The organism is Streptomyces sp. NPDC032940, from assembly GCF_040636935.1.
Classification (GTDB): Bacteria; Actinomycetota; Actinomycetes; order Streptomycetales; family Streptomycetaceae; genus Streptomyces.
This window is the reverse complement of sequence record NZ_JBEZVJ010000017.1, coordinates 37455-57332: the sequence shown is the minus strand read 5'-3', so window position 1 is coordinate 57332 and position 19878 is coordinate 37455. Positions and strand designations below refer to the sequence as shown.

Annotated in this window: 19 protein-coding genes and 1 pseudogene; 16 read left to right on the top strand and 4 right to left on the bottom strand. The window is 72.9% G+C overall.

Features of this window, described 5'->3' with window-relative positions; genetic code table 11:
* The first annotated feature begins 14 nt into the window (after nt 1-14).
* A complete protein-coding gene (locus AB0E77_RS21000; RefSeq protein ID WP_361572819.1) occupies nt 15-1166 on the top strand; it encodes an NADH-quinone oxidoreductase subunit D in 1152 nt (383 codons plus the stop codon).
* On the opposite strand, the gene AB0E77_RS20995 is transcribed toward AB0E77_RS21000, so the two are convergent.
* A complete protein-coding gene (locus AB0E77_RS20995; RefSeq protein WP_361572817.1) occupies nt 1131-2213 on the bottom strand; it encodes an SAM-dependent methyltransferase in 1083 nt (360 codons plus the stop codon). The two genes, AB0E77_RS21000 and AB0E77_RS20995, sit on opposite strands and share 36 nt — an antisense overlap.
* 118 nt (nt 2214-2331) lie before the next feature.
* Between AB0E77_RS20995 and AB0E77_RS20990 the strand changes: the two genes are divergently transcribed.
* The 3 genes and pseudogenes from AB0E77_RS20990 to AB0E77_RS20980 all read left to right on the top strand — a co-directional run.
* The gene (locus AB0E77_RS20990) at nt 2332-3534 is read left to right on the top strand and encodes a sensor histidine kinase (RefSeq protein WP_361572815.1); all 1203 of its coding nucleotides are present in this window, start codon (nt 2332-2334) and stop codon (nt 3532-3534) included.
* 109 nt (nt 3535-3643) lie between these two features.
* Nucleotides 3644-4318, top strand: a complete 675-nt coding sequence (locus AB0E77_RS20985) for a response regulator transcription factor (protein WP_361572813.1) — start codon at nt 3644-3646, stop codon at nt 4316-4318.
* Between the two features lie 60 nt (nt 4319-4378).
* A pseudogene (locus tag AB0E77_RS20980) lies at nt 4379-4675 on the top strand (ATP-binding protein); the annotation flags it as partial.
* Between the two features lie 57 nt (nt 4676-4732).
* Here the strand turns inward: AB0E77_RS20980 and AB0E77_RS20975 are convergent.
* The gene (locus AB0E77_RS20975) at nt 4733-5836 is read right to left on the bottom strand and encodes a DUF5937 family protein (protein WP_361572811.1); all 1104 of its coding nucleotides are present in this window, start codon (nt 5834-5836) and stop codon (nt 4733-4735) included.
* Between the two features lie 162 nt (nt 5837-5998).
* On the opposite strand from AB0E77_RS20975, the gene AB0E77_RS20970 reads away from it, so the two are divergent.
* Nucleotides 5999-6214 carry a hypothetical protein gene (locus tag AB0E77_RS20970; protein ID WP_361572809.1) on the top strand — a complete coding sequence of 72 codons (216 nt, stop codon included), beginning with the start codon at nt 5999-6001 and terminating at the stop codon, nt 6212-6214.
* Nucleotides 6215-6238: 24 nt separating this feature from the next.
* On the opposite strand, the gene AB0E77_RS20965 is transcribed toward AB0E77_RS20970, so the two are convergent.
* Nucleotides 6239-7432: a beta-eliminating lyase-related protein gene (locus AB0E77_RS20965; protein ID WP_361572807.1), complete on the bottom strand. Its 1194-nt coding sequence runs from the start codon at nt 7430-7432 to the stop codon at nt 6239-6241.
* 200 nt (nt 7433-7632) lie between these two features.
* Here AB0E77_RS20965 and AB0E77_RS20960 point away from each other — a divergent pair, with 200 nt between their 5' ends.
* From AB0E77_RS20960 to AB0E77_RS20915, 10 genes are all read left to right on the top strand, one after another.
* Nucleotides 7633-8613 carry a DUF2520 domain-containing protein gene (locus AB0E77_RS20960; RefSeq protein WP_361572805.1) on the top strand — a complete coding sequence of 327 codons (981 nt, stop codon included), beginning with the start codon at nt 7633-7635 and terminating at the stop codon, nt 8611-8613.
* Nucleotides 8610-9602, top strand: coding sequence for a pantoate--beta-alanine ligase (gene panC / locus AB0E77_RS20955; RefSeq protein ID WP_361572803.1), 993 nt, complete (start codon nt 8610-8612; stop codon nt 9600-9602). The genes AB0E77_RS20960 and panC overlap by 4 nt, the downstream gene beginning before the upstream one ends.
* On the top strand, nt 9599-11332 hold the full coding sequence (locus AB0E77_RS20950; protein ID WP_361572801.1) for an L-aspartate oxidase: 1734 nt from the start codon (nt 9599-9601) through the stop codon (nt 11330-11332). Before panC ends, AB0E77_RS20950 begins: the two co-directional genes overlap by 4 nt.
* A gap of 5 nt (nt 11333-11337) precedes the next feature.
* Nucleotides 11338-12318 carry a carboxylating nicotinate-nucleotide diphosphorylase gene (gene nadC / locus AB0E77_RS20945; protein WP_361572949.1) on the top strand — a complete coding sequence of 327 codons (981 nt, stop codon included), beginning with the start codon at nt 11338-11340 and terminating at the stop codon, nt 12316-12318.
* A 4-nt stretch (nt 12319-12322) separates the two neighbouring features.
* Nucleotides 12323-13120, top strand: coding sequence for a type III pantothenate kinase (locus AB0E77_RS20940; RefSeq protein WP_361572799.1), 798 nt, complete (start codon nt 12323-12325; stop codon nt 13118-13120).
* A gap of 558 nt (nt 13121-13678) precedes the next feature.
* Nucleotides 13679-14308, top strand: a complete 630-nt coding sequence (locus AB0E77_RS20935) for a hypothetical protein (RefSeq protein WP_361572797.1) — start codon at nt 13679-13681, stop codon at nt 14306-14308.
* Between the two features lie 23 nt (nt 14309-14331).
* Entirely contained in the window at nt 14332-14511 is a 180-nt protein-coding gene (locus AB0E77_RS20930; protein ID WP_361572795.1) for a hypothetical protein, read from the top strand.
* 207 nt (nt 14512-14718) lie between these two features.
* Nucleotides 14719-15093 (top strand): BlaI/MecI/CopY family transcriptional regulator, encoded by a 375-nt coding sequence (locus AB0E77_RS20925; protein ID WP_361572793.1) that lies wholly within the window; start codon nt 14719-14721, stop codon nt 15091-15093.
* 9 nt (nt 15094-15102) lie between these two features.
* Nucleotides 15103-15612: an amino-acid N-acetyltransferase gene (locus AB0E77_RS20920; protein ID WP_361572791.1), complete on the top strand. Its 510-nt coding sequence runs from the start codon at nt 15103-15105 to the stop codon at nt 15610-15612.
* Nucleotides 15613-15889: 277 nt separating this feature from the next.
* Nucleotides 15890-16225, top strand: coding sequence for an Lsr2 family protein (locus AB0E77_RS20915; protein ID WP_361572789.1), 336 nt, complete (start codon nt 15890-15892; stop codon nt 16223-16225).
* An 80-nt stretch (nt 16226-16305) separates the two neighbouring features.
* Here AB0E77_RS20915 and AB0E77_RS20910 read toward each other — a convergent pair whose 3' ends face one another.
* The gene (locus AB0E77_RS20910) at nt 16306-16905 is read right to left on the bottom strand and encodes an SCO3374 family protein (protein WP_361572787.1); all 600 of its coding nucleotides are present in this window, start codon (nt 16903-16905) and stop codon (nt 16306-16308) included.
* Between the two features lie 430 nt (nt 16906-17335).
* On the opposite strand from AB0E77_RS20910, the gene AB0E77_RS20905 reads away from it, so the two are divergent.
* Nucleotides 17336-19861: an ATP-dependent Clp protease ATP-binding subunit gene (locus AB0E77_RS20905; protein WP_351022932.1), complete on the top strand. Its 2526-nt coding sequence runs from the start codon at nt 17336-17338 to the stop codon at nt 19859-19861.
* Nucleotides 19862-19878: the final 17 nt, after the last annotated feature.

The following is a 19878-nucleotide window of genomic DNA, read 5'->3' as shown; positions in this document are numbered from 1 at the left end:
GGGAGACTGTGCGCATGACTCCCAAGACGGAGACCATGGTCGGTATCGGCGGCGCCGCGGAGAGCACCGACATGGTGCTCAACATCGGCCCCCAGCACCCGTCGACGCACGGCGTGCTGCGGCTGCGGCTCGTCCTGGACGGCGAGCGCATCACGAGCGCGGAGCCCGTGATCGGCTACATGCACCGCGGCGCGGAGAAGCTCTTCGAAGCGCGTGACTACCGTCAGATCATCGTGCTGGCCAACCGGCACGACTGGCTGTCCGCGTTCTCCAACGAACTGGGCGTGGTCCTCGCCGTCGAGCGCATGCTCGGCATGGAGGTCCCCCCGCGCGCGGTGTGGACCCGGACGCTGCTCGCGGAGCTGAACCGGGTGCTGAACCACCTGATGTTCCTGGGCTCGTACCCCCTGGAGCTGGGCGGCATCACCCCCGTCTTCTACGCCTTCCGGGAGCGGGAGGTCCTCCAGAACGTCATGGAGGAGGTCTCCGGCGGGCGCATGCACTACATGTTCAACCGCGTCGGCGGACTCAAGGAGGACCTGCCGGCCGGCTGGACCGCACGCGCGCGTGCCGCCGTCGCCGCCGTGCGCTCGCGCATGGACGTCTTCGACGACCTGGTGCTCGGCAACGAGATCTTCCGGGGACGGACGCGCGGGGTGGGCGTCCTGAGCGCCGGGGCGGTGCACGCGTACGGCGTCAGCGGGCCGATCGCCCGCGCCTCCGGCGTCGACTTCGACCTGCGCCGCGACGAGCCGTACCTGGCCTACGGCGAGCTCCAGGACACCCTGAAGGTCGTCACCCGCACCGAGGGCGACTGCCTCGCCCGCTTCGAGTGCCTCCTGGAGCAGACGCACAACGCCCTCGACCTCGCCGACGCCTGCCTGGACCGGCTGGCCGGGCTGGAACCGGGACCGATCAACCAGCGGCTCCCGAAGGTGCTGAAGGCGCCCGAGGGGCACACGTACGCCTGGACCGAGAACCCGCTCGGCATCAACGGCTACTACCTGGTCAGCAAGGGCGAGAAGACCCCGTACCGGCTGAAGCTGCGCTCGGCGTCCTACAACAACATCCAGGCACTCACCGAGCTGCTGCCCGGGACGCTGGTCGCGGACATGGTGGCGATCCTGGGCTCACTGTTCTTCGTCGTCGGCGACATCGACAAGTAGCCGCGCGGCGACGTCGGCGGACCCGACCGGCTGGAGCAGCCACACGAAGTCGCCGAGCCCGCCGGACGCGGTCAGCTCGGCGGCCTCGGAGGCGCTCGCGAGGGCGCGCACATAGGCCGCCGGGTCGGTGGAGGCGAGCGCCAGCGGGGGACGCGCGCCGGCGACGCCGAGGGCGCGCAGGGCGTCGCGCTGGGGGAGCAGCCGAGCTTGGGGGAGCGCACGCGCCGGATCACGCTCCGCGCAGGCGTCCAGGGCCACATGGGACGTGATGTCGCACGAGCCGTCCGGTACCGGGGCCGTCTCCCGGCCCTCCCGGAAGCCGGTGAGCGTGCCGTAGGGCGGGCGGGCGGCCAGGGCGTGCGCGTAGTCGGCGGCCACGGCCAGACCCCGCTCGAGGGCGGCGACGGCGCCGGCCCACGCGGTGTCCCTGGGGTGCCCGATCTCGGCCCGCAGCCCCTCCTCGCCCGGCAGCGGCCACCAGCGGGCCAGCCACGCGGCGTCCGCCCCGCCCACCGGCTCCCCGAGCCGTTCCGTCCCGTCGGCCCGGACGAGCACCCGCCGTGCCACGCCGTCGGCGTCCACCTCCGCGACGTCCACGGGGACGTTGTCCAGCCACTCGTTGGCGAACAGCAGCCCCGTCACCCCGCGCGGCGGCTCGGCCAGCCACTCGATCCGGGGGTCGAGTCCCTCGGGGCGGTGGGCCACCTCGACGGCGTACGCGCGCGTGCGGGCGGCCGTGTCCGCGGGCAGCGCGGCCAGCACCCCCGTGACCAGCTCGCCCCGCCCCGCGGCCATGTCCACGAAGGCGAGCGACGCGGGCCGGCCCAGCGCCTCGTCGACCCGGCACAACAGCCGCGCCACGGCCCGGGCGAACAGCGGCGACGCGTGCACGGAGGTGCGGAAGTGCCCGGCGGGGCCCTCCGGCCCGCGGTAGAACCCCGCCGGCCCGTACAGGGCGTCCGCCGTGGCCTCACGCCAGCCACGCCAGCCGCCGACCGTCCCCTCGGCCCCTGCCGCCTCCGCCGCCTCTGTCTTCCTCGCCGTCACGGACCCAGGCTAGGGGTACGGGCGAGCGGAGCCTCCACCTTCCGGAGTATGCGCGCCGGGCGCGGATCGGCCCTCCGGTTGACCCCTGCACCTATCTTGCTTCCCTACGCTGGGTTACGTGCAGCGCCTCTACGACTTCCTCCGCAGACACCCGACCGGGGTCGACTGCTTCTGGGCCCTTGTCCTGCTCGGCATCTCCGTGATGTCCGTGGCCCCACAGGAGGACGCCCGGGGGACCGACGTCACCGCGCTGATCGTCCCGTTCGTGGTGCTGCTCTCCCTGGTGATCGCGCTGCGCCGGCGCATGCCGGAGAAGATGCTGCTGCTGGCTCTCGCCCTGGGCGTGGGCCAGCTGGCGCTGGACGTCTCCACCATGCCCGCCGACTTCGCCCTGCTGGTGATCGTCTACACGGTCGCCGCGACCGGCGCCCGCTGGGCCTCCCGGGTCGCGCTCACCACCGGCCTGTGCGCCGCGCCCGTCGCGCAGCTGCGCTGGCCCAGCGAGGAGACCGGCATAGCGGGCAACATCGCCCTCACGGTCTTCCAGGCGGTGCCCTTCGCCCTCGCCTGGGTGCTCGGCGACTCCATCCGCACCCGCCGCGCCTACTTCGCGCAGCTGGAGGAGCGCAACGCCCGGCTGGAGAAGGAGCGCGAGGCGCAGGCCAAGGTCGCGGTCGCCGCCGAGCGGGCCCGGATCGCCCGCGAGCTGCACGACGTCGTCGCGCACAACGTCTCGGTCATGGTCGTGCAGGCCGACGGCGCCGCCTACGTCCTGGACACGGCCCCCGACCAGGCGAAGAAGGCCCTGGAGACCATCTCCTCCACCGGCCGGCAGGCCCTCGCCGAGATGCGCCGCCTGCTCGGCGTGCTGCGCACCGGCGAGCACCAGGAGGCCGGGGAGTACGTCCCGCAGCCCGACGTCCAGCAGATCGAGGAACTGGTCGAGCAGTGCCGCACCTCCGGGCTGCCCGTCGACTTCAAGGTCGAGGGCACCCCGCGCCGGCTGCCCAGCGGTGTGGAGCTGACCGCGTACCGCATCGTGCAGGAGGCGCTCACCAACACCCGCAAGCACGGCGGGCCCAACGCGGGCGCGAGCGTGCGCCTCGTCTACTTCGACGACGGGCTCGGCCTGCTCGTCGAGGACGACGGCAAGGGCGCCCCCCACGAGCTGTACGAGGAGGGCGGCTTCGACGGCCAGGGCCACGGCCTGATCGGCATGCGGGAACGGATCGGTATGGTCGGCGGCACCCTGGACGCGGGCCCGCGGCCGGGCGGCGGCTTCCGCATCAGTGCGCTGCTGCCGCTGAAACCCGCACACTGATGTCCGCGTCCCCTTACGCATGTACGCCGTTGACACCTGTCACGACCCCCGCACCCCCGGGCCGGACCTTCCGGCCGCGTCCCCCAGCCGGAGAACGGAAGAGGCCCCGATGACGATCCGCGTGATGCTCGTCGACGACCAGGTGCTGCTGCGCACCGGTTTCGGGATGGTGCTCGCGGCCCAGCCGGACATGGAGGTCGTCGCGGAGGCGGGCGACGGCGTCGAGGCCCTCGAGGTGCTGCGCTCCACCGCCGTGGACGTCGTCCTGATGGACGTCCGCATGCCCAAGCTCGACGGCGTGGAGACCACCAGCCGGATCTGCGCGAACCCGGACGCGCCGAAGGTGCTGATCCTGACCACCTTCGACCTGGACGAGTACGCGTTCTCGGCGCTGAAGGCGGGCGCCTCCGGCTTCATGCTCAAGGACGTGCCGCCCGGCGAGCTGCTCGCGGCGATCCGCTCCGTGCACAGCGGTGACGCGGTGGTGGCCCCGTCGACCACGCGCCGGCTCCTCGACCGGTTCGCGCCGATGCTGCCGGCCACCGGCCAGGAGCCCCGGCACACGGAGCTCCAGCGGCTCACCGGGCGCGAGCGCGAGGTGATGGTCCTGGTCGCGCAGGGCCTGTCGAACGGGGAGATCGCGGCCCGGCTCGTGCTCTCCGAGGCGACCGTGAAGACGCACGTCGGCCGCATCCTGACCAAGCTCGGTCTGCGCGACCGGGTGCAGGTCGTGGTCCTGGCCTACGAGACCGGGCTGGTGCGGGCCGGCGGCGGACACGGCTGAGCGGGCCCCGGCGGGGGGCGGGGCGCGGCGTCGGTAGGGTGCCGCGCCTGCTCTTGTTTCGAGACCGTGCTGCGGCGGCTGCGCGAGCGGGGCCCCGGGCGCCTTCTGGCACACGTCACCGGCAGGAACCCCGGTCCGCGCCGCGAGAGCTGGGCCGTGCGGCGGCTCGACCACTGCCTGGAGCGGCTGTGCGAGGCGGAGTTCGCCGAGCACCTGTGGACGGGCCACACCACCGTCCCGAAGACCGCCGACCGGATCGCCGTCCTGGCCGGACTCACCCCTCGGCCCGACCACGAGGGCGCGCTGCGCACGCGGCTGCGGCAGGCGGGCGTGGGGCCGCGGCACATCCGCCTCGACCGACCGCCGACGCTTCCCGCGCGGGCGGCGCACCGGGCCACCGCCGACCGGCTGCGGCTACCGGAGGAGACCCTCCAGGAAGTCGCTGCCCAGCCGGGCCACCACCGTCACGTCCAGCTGGTGCAGGACGTACCGGCCGCGCCGGCGCGTGGTGATCAGGCCCGCCTTCTTCAGCACCCCGAGGTGCCGGGATATCTCCGGGGCCGTCATGCCGTGCGCCTGCGCCAGCTCGCTCGTGGTGTACGCGCTGCGGGCCAGATGGCGGCAGATCCGCATCCGCACCGGGTGGGACAGCGCGGACATCCGCAGCGTGAGCTGCTCGACCGACGGCGGGGAGGCCGGTTCGGCGGCGCCGACGGGATAGTGCAGGACGGGCTGCCAGCCGTGCCGGTGCAGGACCGACAGGTGCGGCCAGCCGAAGCCGGTGGGCAGGAGCATCAGCCCGCCGTCCGCCGTGGCCGTACGGCCGTCGCCCAGCTTGTCGATCGTGATCACGCCGGCCGCCTCGTCCAGCGCCACCGCCGGGGACACCGCGGCCAGCGCCTCGGCCAGGCCCCGGCGCCGCAGCAGGTCGGTCTTGTGGCGGGCGTCGGCCGTGAGCTGGTGGCGCAGCCGGGACCAGGCGTCCGCGAAGAACGCCTCGTCGCAGTCGTGCAGGAACTGGCGCAGCCAGGCCCGGATCCGGGGCGGGTCGGCCAGCAGCCGCTCACTGAAGCGCAGCTGCCGGGGCCCCCGCGCGGCGGCCAGGTCCAGGGCGCGCCGGCGCACCTCGGCGTCCGCGAGCACGGAGGCGCCCTGGACGCCGTACGGCATGGCGCAGGTGAACTCCAGGGCGGCGTCCGCGAACTGCTCGTCCGACAGCTTGTCCAGCAGGTCCAGGTCCTCGGCGAGGGTGCCGCCGGGCAGCGTGCTGCGGCCGAGGCCGGCGAACGGCAGGAACAGGTCCGAGAACGTCGTCCGCCACAGGAAGTCGGCCTCGCACATCCGGTCGGCCAGGTGCGAGTCGAGCCGGGCGGTGACCCCGGTCACCCAGCCCTGGAGCCCCGGGTGATGGGCCGGCTCGGACAGCGCGTGCAGCGCCATGCACAGTTCGGCCAGGGGTGAGGGCACGACGGCGACCCTCTCCGGCCGCAGCCCCGCGATGTCGATGCGCACGCTCATGCCCCCATGGTGCACGCCCCCACCGACAACGCCCTCGTCGTTTGACCGCCGCCGTCAATCTGCACGACACCGCCGGGGCGGGGGAGCACTCTGGGCCACCCGGGCAGCCGCGGAGCCCGCACACCGAACCGTCAGCCGTCGTGCCCGAAGAGGCGATCCGCCATGAGCATCACGCAGCAGTACCTCCTCGACACCTACCGCGCCCGGCAGCTCGGCGAGCCCGCACCGCCCGCGCCCGGCACCCACGACCGGCAGGTCCTCCGCGCGTGGGGCGACCGCCGCCGCTTCCGCAGGGTCCTGGCCGGCCGCCCGGCGCACGGCCGCGTGCGGCGGGCCCTGCGCCGGTGGCGGACTCCGCGGGCGCGTGCCGCCGGCTGAGCGAGGACGGAACGGGTGAGCCGCTCACCGGGGCAGGCGCGCGGCGAAGTCCGCGACCGCGGCCCGCACGTCGGCGGCCGTCCACTCCAGACCGGCCGCCTCCACCCCGACCTCGGTGACGGCGATGCCCGGACCCGTCTCGTCCCACGGCCGGCCGAAGAGCAGGGTCCCCGTCTCCTCGCCCTGCCGGAGCGCGATCTCCCCGAGGACATCGGCGTCGTACGGCAGCCAGACCTGGAACTCGTGGGTGTGCGGTACCTCGGGGTGCACCCGCGCCCACGGCAGCCCGGCCGCGGCGAAGCCCTCGCGCAGCGCGGCGGCCACCACGCGCGCGTGCCGCACGTACTCGGGCAGCCGGGGCAGCTCGTGCTCCAGTCCGGCCAGCGCGGAGAGGGCCGTGGGGAACTGCTGGAACACATTGCCGCCGTACCGGTGCCGCCACGCCCTGGCCTCCTCCACCAGCGTCCGGGGACCGGCCAGGGCGGCACCGCCGTAGCCCTTGAGCGACTTGTAGAACGAGACGTACACGCTGTCCGCGAGGCCCGCGATCTCGTCCAGCGGTCGGCCGAAGTGCACGGTGGTCTCCCACAGGCGGGCCCCGTCGAAGTGCACGACCGCGTCGCGCTCCCGGGCCGCCTCGGCCACCTCGGTCAGCTCCTCCCACGTGGGCAGCAGATACCCGGCGTCCCTGAGCGGCAGCTCCAGCATCAGCGCCCCGAACGGCTCCCCGAAGTCACGCACCTCGTCGGCGGCCGGCTGCCGGGGCTCGCCGGACAGCCGTACCGGGCGCAGGCCGCTGACCCGGCTGAAGGCGTTCCGCTCGTGCACCTCGGGATGGCCGAGCCCGTGCAGGGCGACGACCGGGTTGCCGGTGCGGCCCGCCCAGCAGCGCAGCGCCACCTGCTGGGCCATGGTGCCGGTCGGGAAGAAGGCCGCGGCCTCGTGGCCGAGCAGGGCGGCCGTCCGCTCCTCCAGCGCCGTCACGACACCGTTGCCGTAGACGTCCGACGGCTCGTCCAGGTCGTGAAGCTCCCCGGCGCCGTCGAGCAGGGCGATGCGCTCCCGGAGCGTGGTGGTGTAGCCCGGCCGGGCGAGCAGGCGCTGCGCGCCGCGATGGACGGCCACGCGCCGCTCACGCGTACGCCGGTGCCGCTCCGCCTGCTGCTCCGGCTCCTCCGCCGTCTTCGCCTGGTCCGCGTTCTCCCCTGTGGCAGTCATGCCGGGATCATGCCGTGCGGGAACCGGCGGGGTCACCGGGGTTTCCGCACGCGTCGCGTACACACCCGGAGTGAGGGGCGCCGGGCGGTGCGAAAGCCCACAGCCTGTGGACGACCGGACGCTCGCGGGACGGATAGCGTTAACATGACGAGAAATCGTCCGGTACCCCGAGCGGACTGGAACGGGAAGGCCGCCGTCGCGTGAACACAACCCCACAGCCAGACCCCAAGGACCGCCCCGCGCGGCTCGCCGTAGGCGTCGTCGGCGCCGGCCGGGTGGGCCCCGCGCTGGCCGCGGCCCTCCAGCTCGCCGGGCACCGCCCGGTGGCCGTCTCCGGAGTCTCCGACGCCTCCAGGCGACGTGCCGCCGCCCTGCTCCCCGACGTGCCGCTCATGACGCCCGCCGAGGTCCTCCGGCACGCCGAACTGGTGCTGCTGACCGTCCCCGACGACGCGCTGCCCGGCCTGGTGACGGGGCTCGCCGAGACCGGCGCGGTGCGCCCGGGCCAGCTGCTCGCGCACACCTCAGGGCGCTACGGCGCGAAGGTCCTCGACCCCGCCCTGCGGGCCGGCGCCCTGCCGCTCGCCCTGCACCCGGCGATGACCTTCACCGGCACCCCCGTCGACGTCCAGCGCCTGGCCGGCTGCTCCTTCGGCGTCACCGCGCCCGAGGAACTGCGGCTGGCCGCCGAGGCCCTGGTCATCGAGATGGGCGGCGAGCCGGAGTGGATCGCCGAGGACAAGCGCCCGCTGTACCACGCGGCGCTGGCCCTCGGCGCCAACCACCTCGTCACCCTGGTCGCCCAGTCCATGGAGCTGCTGCGCACCGCCGGTGTGGAGGCCCCCGACCGGATGCTGGGCCCGCTGCTGGGCGCCGCCCTCGACAACGCCCTGCGCTCCGGCGACGCGGCGCTGACCGGGCCCGTCGCGCGCGGGGACGCGGGCACGGTCGCCGCGCACATCGTGGAACTGCGCGCACACGCCCCGCAGGCCGTCGCCGGATACGTGGCGATGGCCCGCGCGACGGCGGACCGCGCCCTGGACCACGGGCTGCTCAAGCCCGAACTCGCCGAGGACCTCCTCGGGGTACTCGCCGACGGAAGCGGCCCGGCCGGAGCCGGCGGCACGGACTCCACCGACGGCACCGACGGCACCGACGGCACCGAGGGAGACGCCCGATGACCACCACCTTGCTGCGCACCGCGGACGAACTGCACGCGCGCGTACGTCACGGGCGCCGGGCCGTCGTGATGACCATGGGCGCCCTGCACGAGGGCCACGCCACCCTGATCCGCACGGCACGCCGCATCGCCGGCCCCGACGGCGAAGTCGTCGTCACCGTCTTCGTCAACCCGCTCCAGTTCGGCGCCGGCGAGGATCTGGACCGCTACCCGCGCACCCTGGACGCCGACCTGGAGCTCGCCGGGCAGGCGGGCGCGGACGTCGTCTTCGCCCCGTCCGTCGACGAGGTCTACCCGGGCGGCGAGCCCCAGGTCCGCGTCACGGCGGGCCCCATGGGCGAACGCCTGGAGGGCGCCTCCCGCCCCGGCCACTTCGACGGCATGCTCACCGTCGTCGCCAAGCTGCTCCACCTCACCCGCCCCGACCTCGCCCTGTACGGCCAGAAGGACGCCCAGCAGCTCGCCCTGATCCGCCGCATGGTCCGCGACCTGAACTTCGGCGTGGAGATCGTGGGCGTGCCCACCGTGCGCGAGGACGACGGCCTGGCCCTCTCCAGCCGCAACCGCTACCTCTCGCCCCGGGAGCGCCGCACCGCGCTCGCTCTCTCCCAGGCCCTGTTCGCCGGCCTCGACCGGCACGCCGCCCAGGAGGCGCTGCGCGCGCGGGCCCGCGAAGTGCCCGCCACGCGCGCGCGTGCCGAGGCCCTCAGCGCCCTCGGCGAGTCCCGGGCGGCGGCCGACGCGCACGCCGTCGCCACCTCCGCACCGGGCGGTGCCACGGCCGTCCTCGCCGCCGCCCGCCTGGTCCTGGACGACGCCGCCCGCCTGGACCCGCCGCTGGAGCTCGACTACCTCGCCCTGGTCGACCCGTCCGACTTCACCGAGATCGGCGACGACCACACCGGCGAGGCCGTCCTCGCCGTCGCCGCCCGGGTCGGCGCGACCCGGCTGATCGACAACGCCCCCCTCACCTTCGGAGCCGCCTCGTGACCAGCACAGGCATACGACTGCACGCCCCCGCACCCGGCTGGGCCCTCACGGCGGACGTCGTGGTCGTCGGCTCCGGCGTCGCCGGCCTCACCGCCGCGCTGCGCTGCGAGGCCGCCGGCCTGAACACGGTCGTCGTCACCAAGGCCCGCCTCGACGACGGCTCCACCCGCTGGGCCCAGGGCGGCATCGCCGCCGCCCTCGGTGAGGGCGACACCCCCGAGCAGCACCTCGACGACACCCTGGTGGCCGGCGCGGGCCTCTGCGACCCGGAGGCCGTGCGCATCCTGGTCACCGAGGGCCCCGACGCCGTACGCCGGCTCATCGCGACCGGCGCGCACTTCGACGAGTCGTCCGAGGGCGGGATCGCCCTCACCCGCGAGGGCGGCCACCACCGCCGCCGCATCGCCCACGCGGGCGGCGACGCCACGGGCGCGGAGATCTCCCGCGCACTCGTCGAGGCGGTCCGTGCGCGGGGGATCCGCACCGTCGAGAACGCCCTCGTCCTGGACCTCCTCACGGACGCCGAAGGCCGCACCGCGGGCGTCACCCTGCACGTCATGGGCGAGGGCCAGCACGACGGCGTCGGCGCCGTCCACGCGCCCGCCGTGGTCCTCGCCACCGGCGGCATGGGCCAGGTCTTCTCGGCCACGACGAACCCGTCCGTCTCCACCGGCGACGGCGTGGCGCTCGCCCTGCGCGCGGGCGCCGAGGTGAGCGACCTCGAGTTCGTCCAGTTCCACCCCACGGTCCTCTTCCTCGGCGCGGACGCGGAGGGCCAGCAGCCCCTCGTCTCGGAGGCGGTACGCGGCGAGGGCGCCCACCTGGTGGACGCGGACGGCACGCGCTTCATGACGGGGCAGCACGAACTCGCGGAGCTCGCCCCCCGGGACATCGTCGCCAAGGGCATCACGCGCCGCATGCAGGAGAAGGGCGCCGAGCACATGTACCTCGACGCCCGCCACTTCGGCGCCGAGATGTGGGAGCACCGCTTCCCGACCATCCTCGCCGCCTGCCGCGCCCACGGCATCGACCCGGTCACCGAGCCGATCCCGGTCGCCCCGGCCGCCCACTACGCCTCCGGCGGCGTCCGCACCGACCCCTCGGGCCGCACCACGGTCCCCGGCCTCTACGCGTGCGGCGAGGTCGCCTGCACGGGCGTGCACGGCGCCAACCGCCTCGCGTCGAACTCCCTCCTGGAGGGCCTGGTCTACGCCGAGCGCATCGCCACCGACGTCGCGGCGGGCCACGCCGACGGCACGCTCCACGCGCGCGTGCCCGCCCCGCTGCCGCACACGGCCCAGCCGACGCACCCCCTCCTCCCGCCGGAGGCCCGCTTCGCCGTCCAGCGGATCATGACCGACGGCGCCGGCGTCCTGCGCTCGGCCGACTCCCTCACCCGCGCCGCCGACCGCCTCCACGACCTGCACGCCGAGGCCCGCGACGCCCTGCGGGAGAACGGCAAGACGGCCGAGCCGGGCGTCGACACCTGGGAGGCGACGAACCTCCTGTGCGTGGCCCGCGTCCTGGTCGCCGCGGCGGCGCGGCGTGCGGAGACGCGGGGCTGCCACTGGCGCGAGGACCACGCGGACCGCGACGACACGACGTGGCGCCGCCACATCGTCGTACGGCTGAACCCGGACCGCAGCCTCGCCGTGCACACCACGGACACGCCAGAATTCCCCCCGACCACCCCGAGCCCCCAGCCGGCGCAGCGCCCCCAGGAGCAGTGACGACAGTGAACACCCACGACCTTCCCCTCGCCTCCGGCGGAGGCTGCGGCGACGGCTGCGCCTGCGGCTCGGACACCGACGACGAGACCTACCTGGAGTGCGGCCTCGACCCCGCGCTCGCCGCCCTCCTGCTGGACTCCGGCCTCGACCCCGTGGAGGTCGAGGACATCGCGAACGTCGCCCTCCAGGAGGACCTGGCCCACGGCGTGGACGTGACGACGGTCGCGACCATCCCCGAGGACGCGGTGGCCACCGCCGACTTCACCGCGCGCGAGGCGGGCGTCGTGGCCGGCCTCAGGGTCGCCGAGGCGGTCCTGTCGATCGTCGCGACGGACGAGTTCGAAGTGGAACGCCACGTGGCGGACGGCGACCGGGTGGAGCCCGGCCAGAGGCTCCTGACGGTCACCACCCGCACCCGCGACCTCCTCACCGCCGAACGCAGCGCGCTCAACCTCCTGTGCCGCCTGTCGGGTATCGCGACCGCCACGCGCGCGTGGGAGGACGTCCTCGAAGGCACGAAGACCCGCGTCCGGGACACCCGCAAGACGACCCCGGGCCTGCGCTCCCTGGAGAAGTTCGCGGTCCGCTGCGGCGGTGGCGTCAACCACCGCATGTCCCTCTCGGACGCGGCCCTGGTCAAGGACAACCACGTGGTCGCCGCGGGCGGCGTGGCGGCGGCCTTCCAGGCGGTCCGCGAGCGCTTCCCGGACGTCCCCATCGAGGTCGAGGTCGACACGCTCCACCAGCTGCGCGAGGTCCTGGACGCCGGCGCCGACCTGATCCTGCTGGACAACTTCACGCCGGGCGAGTGCGAGGAGGCGGTGGCCCTCGTCGACGGCCGCGCCGCCCTGGAGGCCTCCGGCCGCCTCACCCTCGACAACGCCAAGGCGTACGCCGACACGGGCGTCGACTACCTCGCCGTGGGCGCCCTCACCCACAGCTCCCCGATCCTGGACATCGGCCTCGACCTGCGGGAAGCGGAGTAGAGGCATGCTGCTGACCATCGACGTAGGCAACACGCACACCGTCCTGGGCCTCTTCGACGGCGAGGACATCGTCGAGCACTGGCGCATCTCCACGGACTCGCGCCGCACGGCCGACGAGCTGGCGGTCCTCCTCCAGGGCCTGATGGGCATGCACCCGCTCCTCGGCGGCGAACTGGGCGACGGCATCGACGGCATCGCCATCTGCGCGACCGTCCCCTCGGTCCTGCACGAACTCCGCGAGGTCACCCGCCGCTACTACGGCGACGTCCCCGCGGTCCTGGTCGAACCGGGCGTCAAGACCGGCGTCCCGATCCTCACCGACCACCCCAAGGAGGTCGGCGCCGACCGCATCATCAACGCGGTCGCCGCGGTCGAGCTCTACGGCGGCCCGGCGATCGTCGTGGACTTCGGCACGGCGACTACGTTCGACGCGGTGAGCGCGCGCGGGGAGTACGTCGGCGGCGTCATCGCCCCCGGCATCGAGATCTCCGTCGAGGCGCTCGGCGTCAAGGGCGCGCAGCTCCGCAAGATCGAGGTGGCGCGGCCGCGCAGCGTGATCGGCAAGAACACGGTCGAGGCGATGCAGTCCGGGATCGTCTACGGCTTCGCGGGCCAGGTGGACGGGGTGGTCAACCGCATGGCCCGCGAGCTGGCGACCGACCCCGACGACGTGACGGTCATCGCGACGGGGGGACTGGCGCCGATGGTGCTGGGCGAGTCGTCGGTCATCGACGAACACGAGCCGTGGCTGACGCTGATCGGTCTCCGACTGGTCTACGAACGCAACGTGTCCCGCATGTAGCGGGGGTGCCCGGCGCGAGTGGGCGCTCTGGTTCCCCGTGTTGCCGGGGTGCCCGGCGCGGTTGCTGGGCGGGGGCGGGTGACGCGGCCCGGTGCTGCGGGGGTGCCTCCCCAGAGCGGGGGGACCCCCATCGCCCCTGGGGGTACCTCCCAGGCCCTTCAGGCACTGGGGGAGGCACGACTGCCCGCAGCTCAGTGGGATTGCGGCCGTCAGTCGCGTACGGCGAGAAGGGGCCGTGTCGGGGGGTGTCCGCCCGCAGCGGTTGGCGCGTCAACGCCCCGCCTGCTGCCAGGTAACCGATTTCGCGCCGTTCCGAGGACGGACACCCCCCGGCGCGGCCCCGACCCACCACCGGACCGAACGCGCTACACGCACCCCCACCGAACCCGCACAGGCCACCGCAGGCACCGCGCACGGCGCCACACAACCACCGGAGGTCACCGCAGGCACCGCGCACGGCGCCACACAACCGCCGGAGGCCACCGCATCCGGGTGGGTCCCCCGCGCCACACCCACCCGTTATGCCAAGTTTGTCTGATTAGCGCGTATCGTCGCCGCATGCCCACGCCATACGGATCCCGAGGCGGCATGGCGTTCGGCGCTCAGGAGCTGCGTGTGCTCCGGCGCGCCCTCGCCCTCGCCCTGAACCCCAGCCCCGCCTCGGCCGAGGACGTCCAGGACTGTCTCCGCCTCGCGGAGTCGCTCGACGAGGCGATGGAGGAGAGCGCCCGGCTGCGCGCCTTCCTGCTCGCCGACCTCGCCCGGTACCGCGCCGCCCTCCCCGGCAGCGTCACCGGCTACCTCGCCCTCCTCGACGAGGCCCTCAGCGCCGGCCACACCCCCCTCGCGGACGACCTCGCCGCCCTCCGGGCCCTGCGCGGCAACCCCACCGCCGCAGCCCTCCTCACCCGCTGCGCACCCCCGGCGAACGCGGCCGCCACCACCGCCACCGCCACCGTCCCCGCCGCCCGCACCCACCTCCACGCCCTCCCGGGCGGCCGCTGCGCCGGTGACCAGGATCCGGCCGCCCGCCCCGGCGCGAAGCCCCCGCAGAAGCCGGCCCCCACCCCCGCCCCGGCGACGCCGGCCACCCCGAAACGCCCCGTCCCCACCCCCGGCGAGGTCTTCCCCCGCCGCAAGCCGACCCCGCCCCCCGCCGGCTCCCGGCACCACCTCGCCGCCGGCTGACCCGGCCTGGCTACCCTGGATCCATGGACTACGTCTCCGCGCTCCTCCCCCCGGTCGTCATGGCGGCCTTCTTCATCGGTGTCGTCAGGGTGATCGTGAAGACCCAGGGCGGCGCCAGCAAGACCAAGGAGGACGCGGCCGTGGACGCCGCCCTCGCGAGGGCGGAGGGCGCCCGCCAGACGCCCGCACACCCGGAAGCCTGACCCGCACACCCAAGGGCCCGCACACCCAAGGGCACCGCACACCCCCGTACGGCTCCTCCGCGCTCCCGCGCCGACGAGCCGTACGCCCTTTTCACCCCCATCCACCCCCAAAACACGCGAATCCGCATGCCCCGCACCCGATCGATCCGATTCCGCACTATTGTCGGGAGCGTGCCTCGCCCATTGGGAGAACTCGAAGACGCGGTCATGACGCGGGTGTGGAAGTGGAACCGCCCGGTGACCGTTCGAGAAGTTCTGGAAGATCTCCAACAGGAACGGTCGATCGCGTACACCACCGTCATGACCGTCCTGGACAATCTCCATCAGAAGGGCTGGGTCCGCCGCGAGGCCGAAGGCCGGGCCTATCGATATGAGGCGGTCTCCACCCGCGCCGCCTACGCCGCAGCCCTGATGAACGACGCGTGGTCGCAGAGCGACAACGCCACCGCCGCTCTCATCGCCTTCTTCGGCATGATGAGCGAGGAACAGCGCGAGGCGCTCAGGGACGCCATCCGCATCGTGCAGGGCCCGGAAACACCCGCGCCGGGCCCCGGCTCCGTGACCGGCACCGGCGAGCGATAGCGTCCCCACATGTCAATTGCCATCACCGTCCGGCGGGCCCGCACCAGCGATGTCCCGGCCGTACGCCGGCTCCTCGACGAGTACGTCCGCGACCGCATCCTGCTCGACAAAGCGATGGTGACGCTTTACGAGAGCATCCAGGAGTTCTGGGTCGCGGAACGGGACGACAACGCCGAGGTGGCCGGCTGTGGCGCCCTGCACGTGATGTGGGAAGACCTCGCGGAAGTCCGGACTCTCGCGGTGAAGCCGGGCCTGAAGGGGGCCGGCGTCGGGCACCGGTTGCTGGAGAAGTTGCTGGACACCGCACGCCGGCTGGGCGTTCGCCGCGTTTTCTGTCTCACCTTCGAAGTGGACTTCTTCAGCAAGCACGGCTTCGTGGAGATCGGGGAGACACCGGTGGACACCGATGTCTACGCCGAGCTACTGCGTTCCTATGACGAGGGCGTAGCGGAGTTCCTCGGTCTCGAACGAGTGAAACCGAACACCCTCGGCAACAGCCGGATGCTTCTGCATCTGTGACCGAACGCCGGAAGCGTCCAAGGGACGCCCCGTAGGCAAGCCCCTCGCCAGGTTTATTCCGCCGACGGACCGCACGCGGGTTCCCTATGTCCGAAACGCGCACCTTTCCGGGCCGGAGAGGTCCTGCGGGTTCCCGCCGGGGGTTTGTGTTTTTCCGGCAAAAGCGGTTTGCTTTCCGGCGTACTGCAGTACTGCATATAACAAGGGACGGCGATACGGCGGATCCCGGCGGACCCCACGCATCCCGGCCCTCACGTTATCGATGAAAGGAAATCCGGTGGCACAGAAGGTTCAGGTCCTTCTTGTCGATGACCTCGACGGCGGCGAGGCGGACGAGACGGTGACGTTCGCGCTGGACGGCAAGACGTACGAGATCGATCTCACCACCGCCAACGCGGACAAGCTCCGTGGTCTTCTCGAGCCCTACGTCAAGGGCGGCCGTCGGACCGGGGGCCGTGCTTCGGGCGGGCGCGGCAAGACGCGCGCCTCCTCGGGCGGCAGCCAGGACACCGCGGCGATCCGCGCGTGGGCGAAGGAGAACGGCCACGAGGTCAACGACCGCGGCCGGGTGCCCGCGGCGATCCGTCAGGCGTACGAAGAGGCCAACGGCTGATCGCGGCACACGTCACCGACCCGGCCCGCACACGCCCGGCCCGCCCGCTCCCGGCCCGCACGCCCTCGGCGAGCAAGCCCTCAGCGTCGCGCCCGGGAGAGCCGGAGCCGGTGGCACTGCGTCGCCAGCGTGTGCACCAGCCGTGCGAGATCGGGGGCGGTCCCGGCGCCCCCCAGGGCCGACAGCGTCGGCAGCGAGGCCTCGGCCTCGCCGTCCGTCCCGGGGGGCCGCAGCCATACGGCGGCCCCCTGCGAAGCGTCCCGGCCCGCAGGCCACGGTGGCGACGACGGGGGATCACACTCCGGAGGCAGGGGCGCGTCCACGAGGCCGCCCGCGCCGACCGCCCGCAGGTCGAGCGTCAGGGAGCCCCACTCCAGCCAGTCCAACAGCCCGGGCAGCTCGTCCGCGCCGCCCACGGCCACCAGCAGCAGCATCCGCTCGCCCCGCAGCGCCACGGGAAACTCGCGTTCCTGGCGCCGCAGCGCCGCGTGACCGGCATCGGCCGGGACGTCGATGACGTCGAAACGGACGCCCGTGCGAAGCCGTACGGGGACTCCGGGAGCCGTCGGCCAGCCGAGCCCGCTCTCGTACCACGACCGCACCCGCTCCCACGCCCCGCTCGCTTCGAGCGGTCGGCGGGGGAACGGCACCGTGGAGGTCGTGGGCAGGACGCCGGCCATGCCACAAGCAACCGCCGAAAAGCCGCTCGGGTTACGCTGAGTGGTCGGACGGATGCGTTCGGTACGGGAAACGGGGGCGCGCGGGGGTGTGGAGAGGCGCAAGGTTGTTCGCCCGTAGCGGAGGGAACCGGTGTGCGCGGCATGGAGTGTCAGTCCCAGCGGGTAAGACATCCCTAGTGGGAGGGGGCGACACGCAGATCGGGCCGTCTCACGTTCGCCATCGGCGTACTGGCGAGCGGGGTAAGTGCCTGGCCTGCGGGAACATCGTCTCGCACCATCGGGTTGTGGCAGATGTCGGCGTCAGGGGTCAGGAGGCCATCGACGGTGTCGGCAGTTGGAATGAGCGGTCCCCGCTTGCGGGACTAAGCTGCGGAAGGACAGGGAGGGGAAGTTCCCCTTACTGCCTGACCGCTCTGAGGAGCGATTAACGATGTTCGAGAGGTTCACCGACCGCGCGCGGCGGGTTGTCGTCCTGGCTCAGGAAGAAGCCCGGATGCTCAACCACAACTACATCGGCACCGAGCACATCCTCCTGGGCCTGATCCACGAGGGTGAGGGTGTCGCCGCCAAGGCCCTTGAGAGCCTCGGGATTTCGCTCGAGGCGGTCCGCCAGCAGGTGGAGGAGATCATCGGGCAGGGCCAGCAGGCCCCGTCGGGTCACATCCCCTTCACCCCCCGTGCCAAGAAGGTCCTGGAGCTGTCGCTCCGCGAGGCCCTTCAGCTGGGTCACAACTACATCGGCACGGAGCACATCCTGCTCGGCCTGATCCGCGAGGGCGAGGGCGTCGCCGCCCAGGTCCTGGTCAAGCTGGGCGCAGATCTGAACCGGGTGCGGCAGCAGGTCATCCAGCTGCTCTCCGGTTACCAGGGCAAGGAGACCGCCACCGCCGGCGGGCCTGCCGAGGGCACCCCCTCGACGTCCCTGGTCCTCGACCAGTTCGGCCGGAACCTCACCCAGGCCGCTCGTGAGTCCAAGCTCGACCCGGTCATCGGGCGCGAGAAGGAGATCGAGCGGGTCATGCAGGTGCTGTCCCGCCGTACCAAGAACAACCCGGTGCTGATCGGTGAGCCCGGCGTCGGCAAGACCGCCGTCGTCGAGGGCCTCGCGCAGGCCATCGTCAAGGGCGAGGTGCCCGAGACCCTCAAGGACAAGCACCTCTACACCCTGGACCTGGGCGCGCTGGTCGCCGGCTCCCGTTACCGCGGTGACTTCGAGGAGCGCCTGAAGAAGGTCCTCAAGGAGATCCGCACCCGCGGCGACATCATCCTGTTCATCGACGAGCTGCACACGCTGGTCGGTGCGGGTGCCGCCGAGGGCGCCATCGACGCCGCGAGCATCCTCAAGCCGATGCTGGCCCGCGGTGAGCTGCAGACCATCGGTGCCACCACGCTGGACGAGTACCGCAAGCACCTGGAGAAGGACGCGGCCCTCGAGCGCCGCTTCCAGCCCATCCAGGTCGCGGAGCCGTCGCTGCCGCACACGATCGAGATCCTCAAGGGTCTGCGCGACCGCTACGAGGCCCACCACCGCGTCTCCATCACGGACGAGGCCCTCGTCCAGGCGGCGACGCTCGCCGACCGCTACATCTCGGACCGCTTCCTGCCGGACAAGGCGATCGACCTGATCGACGAGGCCGGTTCCCGGATGCGCATCCGCCGGATGACCGCGCCGCCGGACCTCCGCGAGTTCGACGAGAAGATCGCCGGCGTCCGCCGCGACAAGGAGTCCGCGATCGACTCGCAGGACTTCGAGAAGGCCGCCTCCCTGCGCGACAAGGAGAAGCAGCTCCTCGCCGCCAAGGCCAAGCGGGAGAAGGAGTGGAAGGCCGGCGACATGGACGTCGTCGCCGAGGTCGACGGCGAGCTGATCGCCGAGGTCCTCGCGACCGCCACCGGCATTCCGGTCTTCAAGCTCACGGAGGAGGAGTCGTCCCGCCTGCTGCGCATGGAGGACGAGCTCCACAAGCGGGTCATCGGCCAGAAGGACGCCGTCAAGGCGCTCTCGAAGGCGATCCGGCGTACCCGTGCCGGCCTGAAGGACCCGAAGCGTCCGGGTGGCTCGTTCATCTTCGCCGGTCCGTCCGGTGTCGGTAAGACCGAGCTGTCCAAGGCGCTCGCCGAGTTCCTCTTCGGTGACGAGGACGCGCTGATCTCCCTCGACATGTCGGAGTTCAGCGAGAAGCACACGGTCTCCCGTCTCTTCGGTTCGCCCCCCGGTTACGTGGGCTACGAGGAGGGCGGCCAGCTGACGGAGAAGGTGCGCCGCAAGCCGTTCTCGGTCGTCCTCTTCGACGAGGTCGAGAAGGCCCACCCGGACATCTTCAACTCGCTGCTGCAGATCCTGGAGGACGGTCGCCTGACCGACTCCCAGGGCCGGGTCGTGGACTTCAAGAACACGGTCATCATCATGACGACCAACCTCGGCACCCGGGACATCTCCAAGGGCTTCAACCTGGGCTTCGCCGCCGCGGGCGACACGAAGACCAACTACGAGCGCATGAAGAACAAGGTGTCGGACGAGCTCAAGCAGCACTTCCGCCCCGAGTTCCTCAACCGCGTCGACGACGTGGTCGTCTTCCCGCAGCTGACCCAGGACGACATCCTCGCGATCGTCGACCTGATGATCGGCAAGGTGGACGAGCGCCTGAAGGACCGGGACATGGGCATCGAGCTCTCCCAGTCCGCCAAGGAGCTGCTGTCCAAGAAGGGCTACGACCCCGTGCTGGGCGCCCGGCCGCTGCGCCGAACCATCCAGCGCGAGATCGAGGACTCGCTGTCGGAGAAGATCCTCTTCGGCGAGCTGCGTCCCGGTCACATCGTGGTCGTGGACACCGAGGGCGAGGGCGAGGCCAAGACCTTCACCTTCCGGGGTGAGGAGAAGTCGGCCCTCCCCGACGTCCCGCCGATCGAGCAGGCGGCCGGCGGCGCCGGCCCGAACCTGAGCAAGGAGGCGTAGCCCTCCGGGGTGAGCCT

Bases quoted from the DNA above. Each gene is read 5' to 3' on its own strand.
- AB0E77_RS20940 (WP_361572799.1), top strand. From the start codon at position 12,323: ATGCTGCTGACCATCGACGTAGGCAACACGCACACCGTCCTGGGCCTC.
- AB0E77_RS20985 (WP_361572813.1), top strand. From the start codon at position 3,644: ATGACGATCCGCGTGATGCTCGTCGACGACCAGGTGCTGCTGCGCACC.
- AB0E77_RS20970 (WP_361572809.1), top strand. From the start codon at position 5,999: ATGAGCATCACGCAGCAGTACCTCCTCGACACCTACCGCGCCCGGCAG.
- AB0E77_RS20975 (WP_361572811.1), bottom strand. From the start codon at position 5,836: ATGAGCGTGCGCATCGACATCGCGGGGCTGCGGCCGGAGAGGGTCGCC.
- AB0E77_RS20965 (WP_361572807.1), bottom strand. From the start codon at position 7,432: ATGACTGCCACAGGGGAGAACGCGGACCAGGCGAAGACGGCGGAGGAG.
- AB0E77_RS20930 (WP_361572795.1), top strand. From the start codon at position 14,332: ATGGACTACGTCTCCGCGCTCCTCCCCCCGGTCGTCATGGCGGCCTTC.
- AB0E77_RS20910 (WP_361572787.1), bottom strand. From the start codon at position 16,905: ATGGCCGGCGTCCTGCCCACGACCTCCACGGTGCCGTTCCCCCGCCGA.
- AB0E77_RS21000 (WP_361572819.1), top strand. From the start codon at position 15: ATGACTCCCAAGACGGAGACCATGGTCGGTATCGGCGGCGCCGCGGAG.
- AB0E77_RS20935 (WP_361572797.1), top strand. From the start codon at position 13,679: ATGCCCACGCCATACGGATCCCGAGGCGGCATGGCGTTCGGCGCTCAG.
- AB0E77_RS20925 (WP_361572793.1), top strand. From the start codon at position 14,719: ATGACGCGGGTGTGGAAGTGGAACCGCCCGGTGACCGTTCGAGAAGTT.
- panC (WP_361572803.1), top strand. From the start codon at position 8,610: ATGACCACCACCTTGCTGCGCACCGCGGACGAACTGCACGCGCGCGTA.
- AB0E77_RS20920 (WP_361572791.1), top strand. From the start codon at position 15,103: ATGTCAATTGCCATCACCGTCCGGCGGGCCCGCACCAGCGATGTCCCG.
- AB0E77_RS20905 (WP_351022932.1), top strand. From the start codon at position 17,336: ATGTTCGAGAGGTTCACCGACCGCGCGCGGCGGGTTGTCGTCCTGGCT.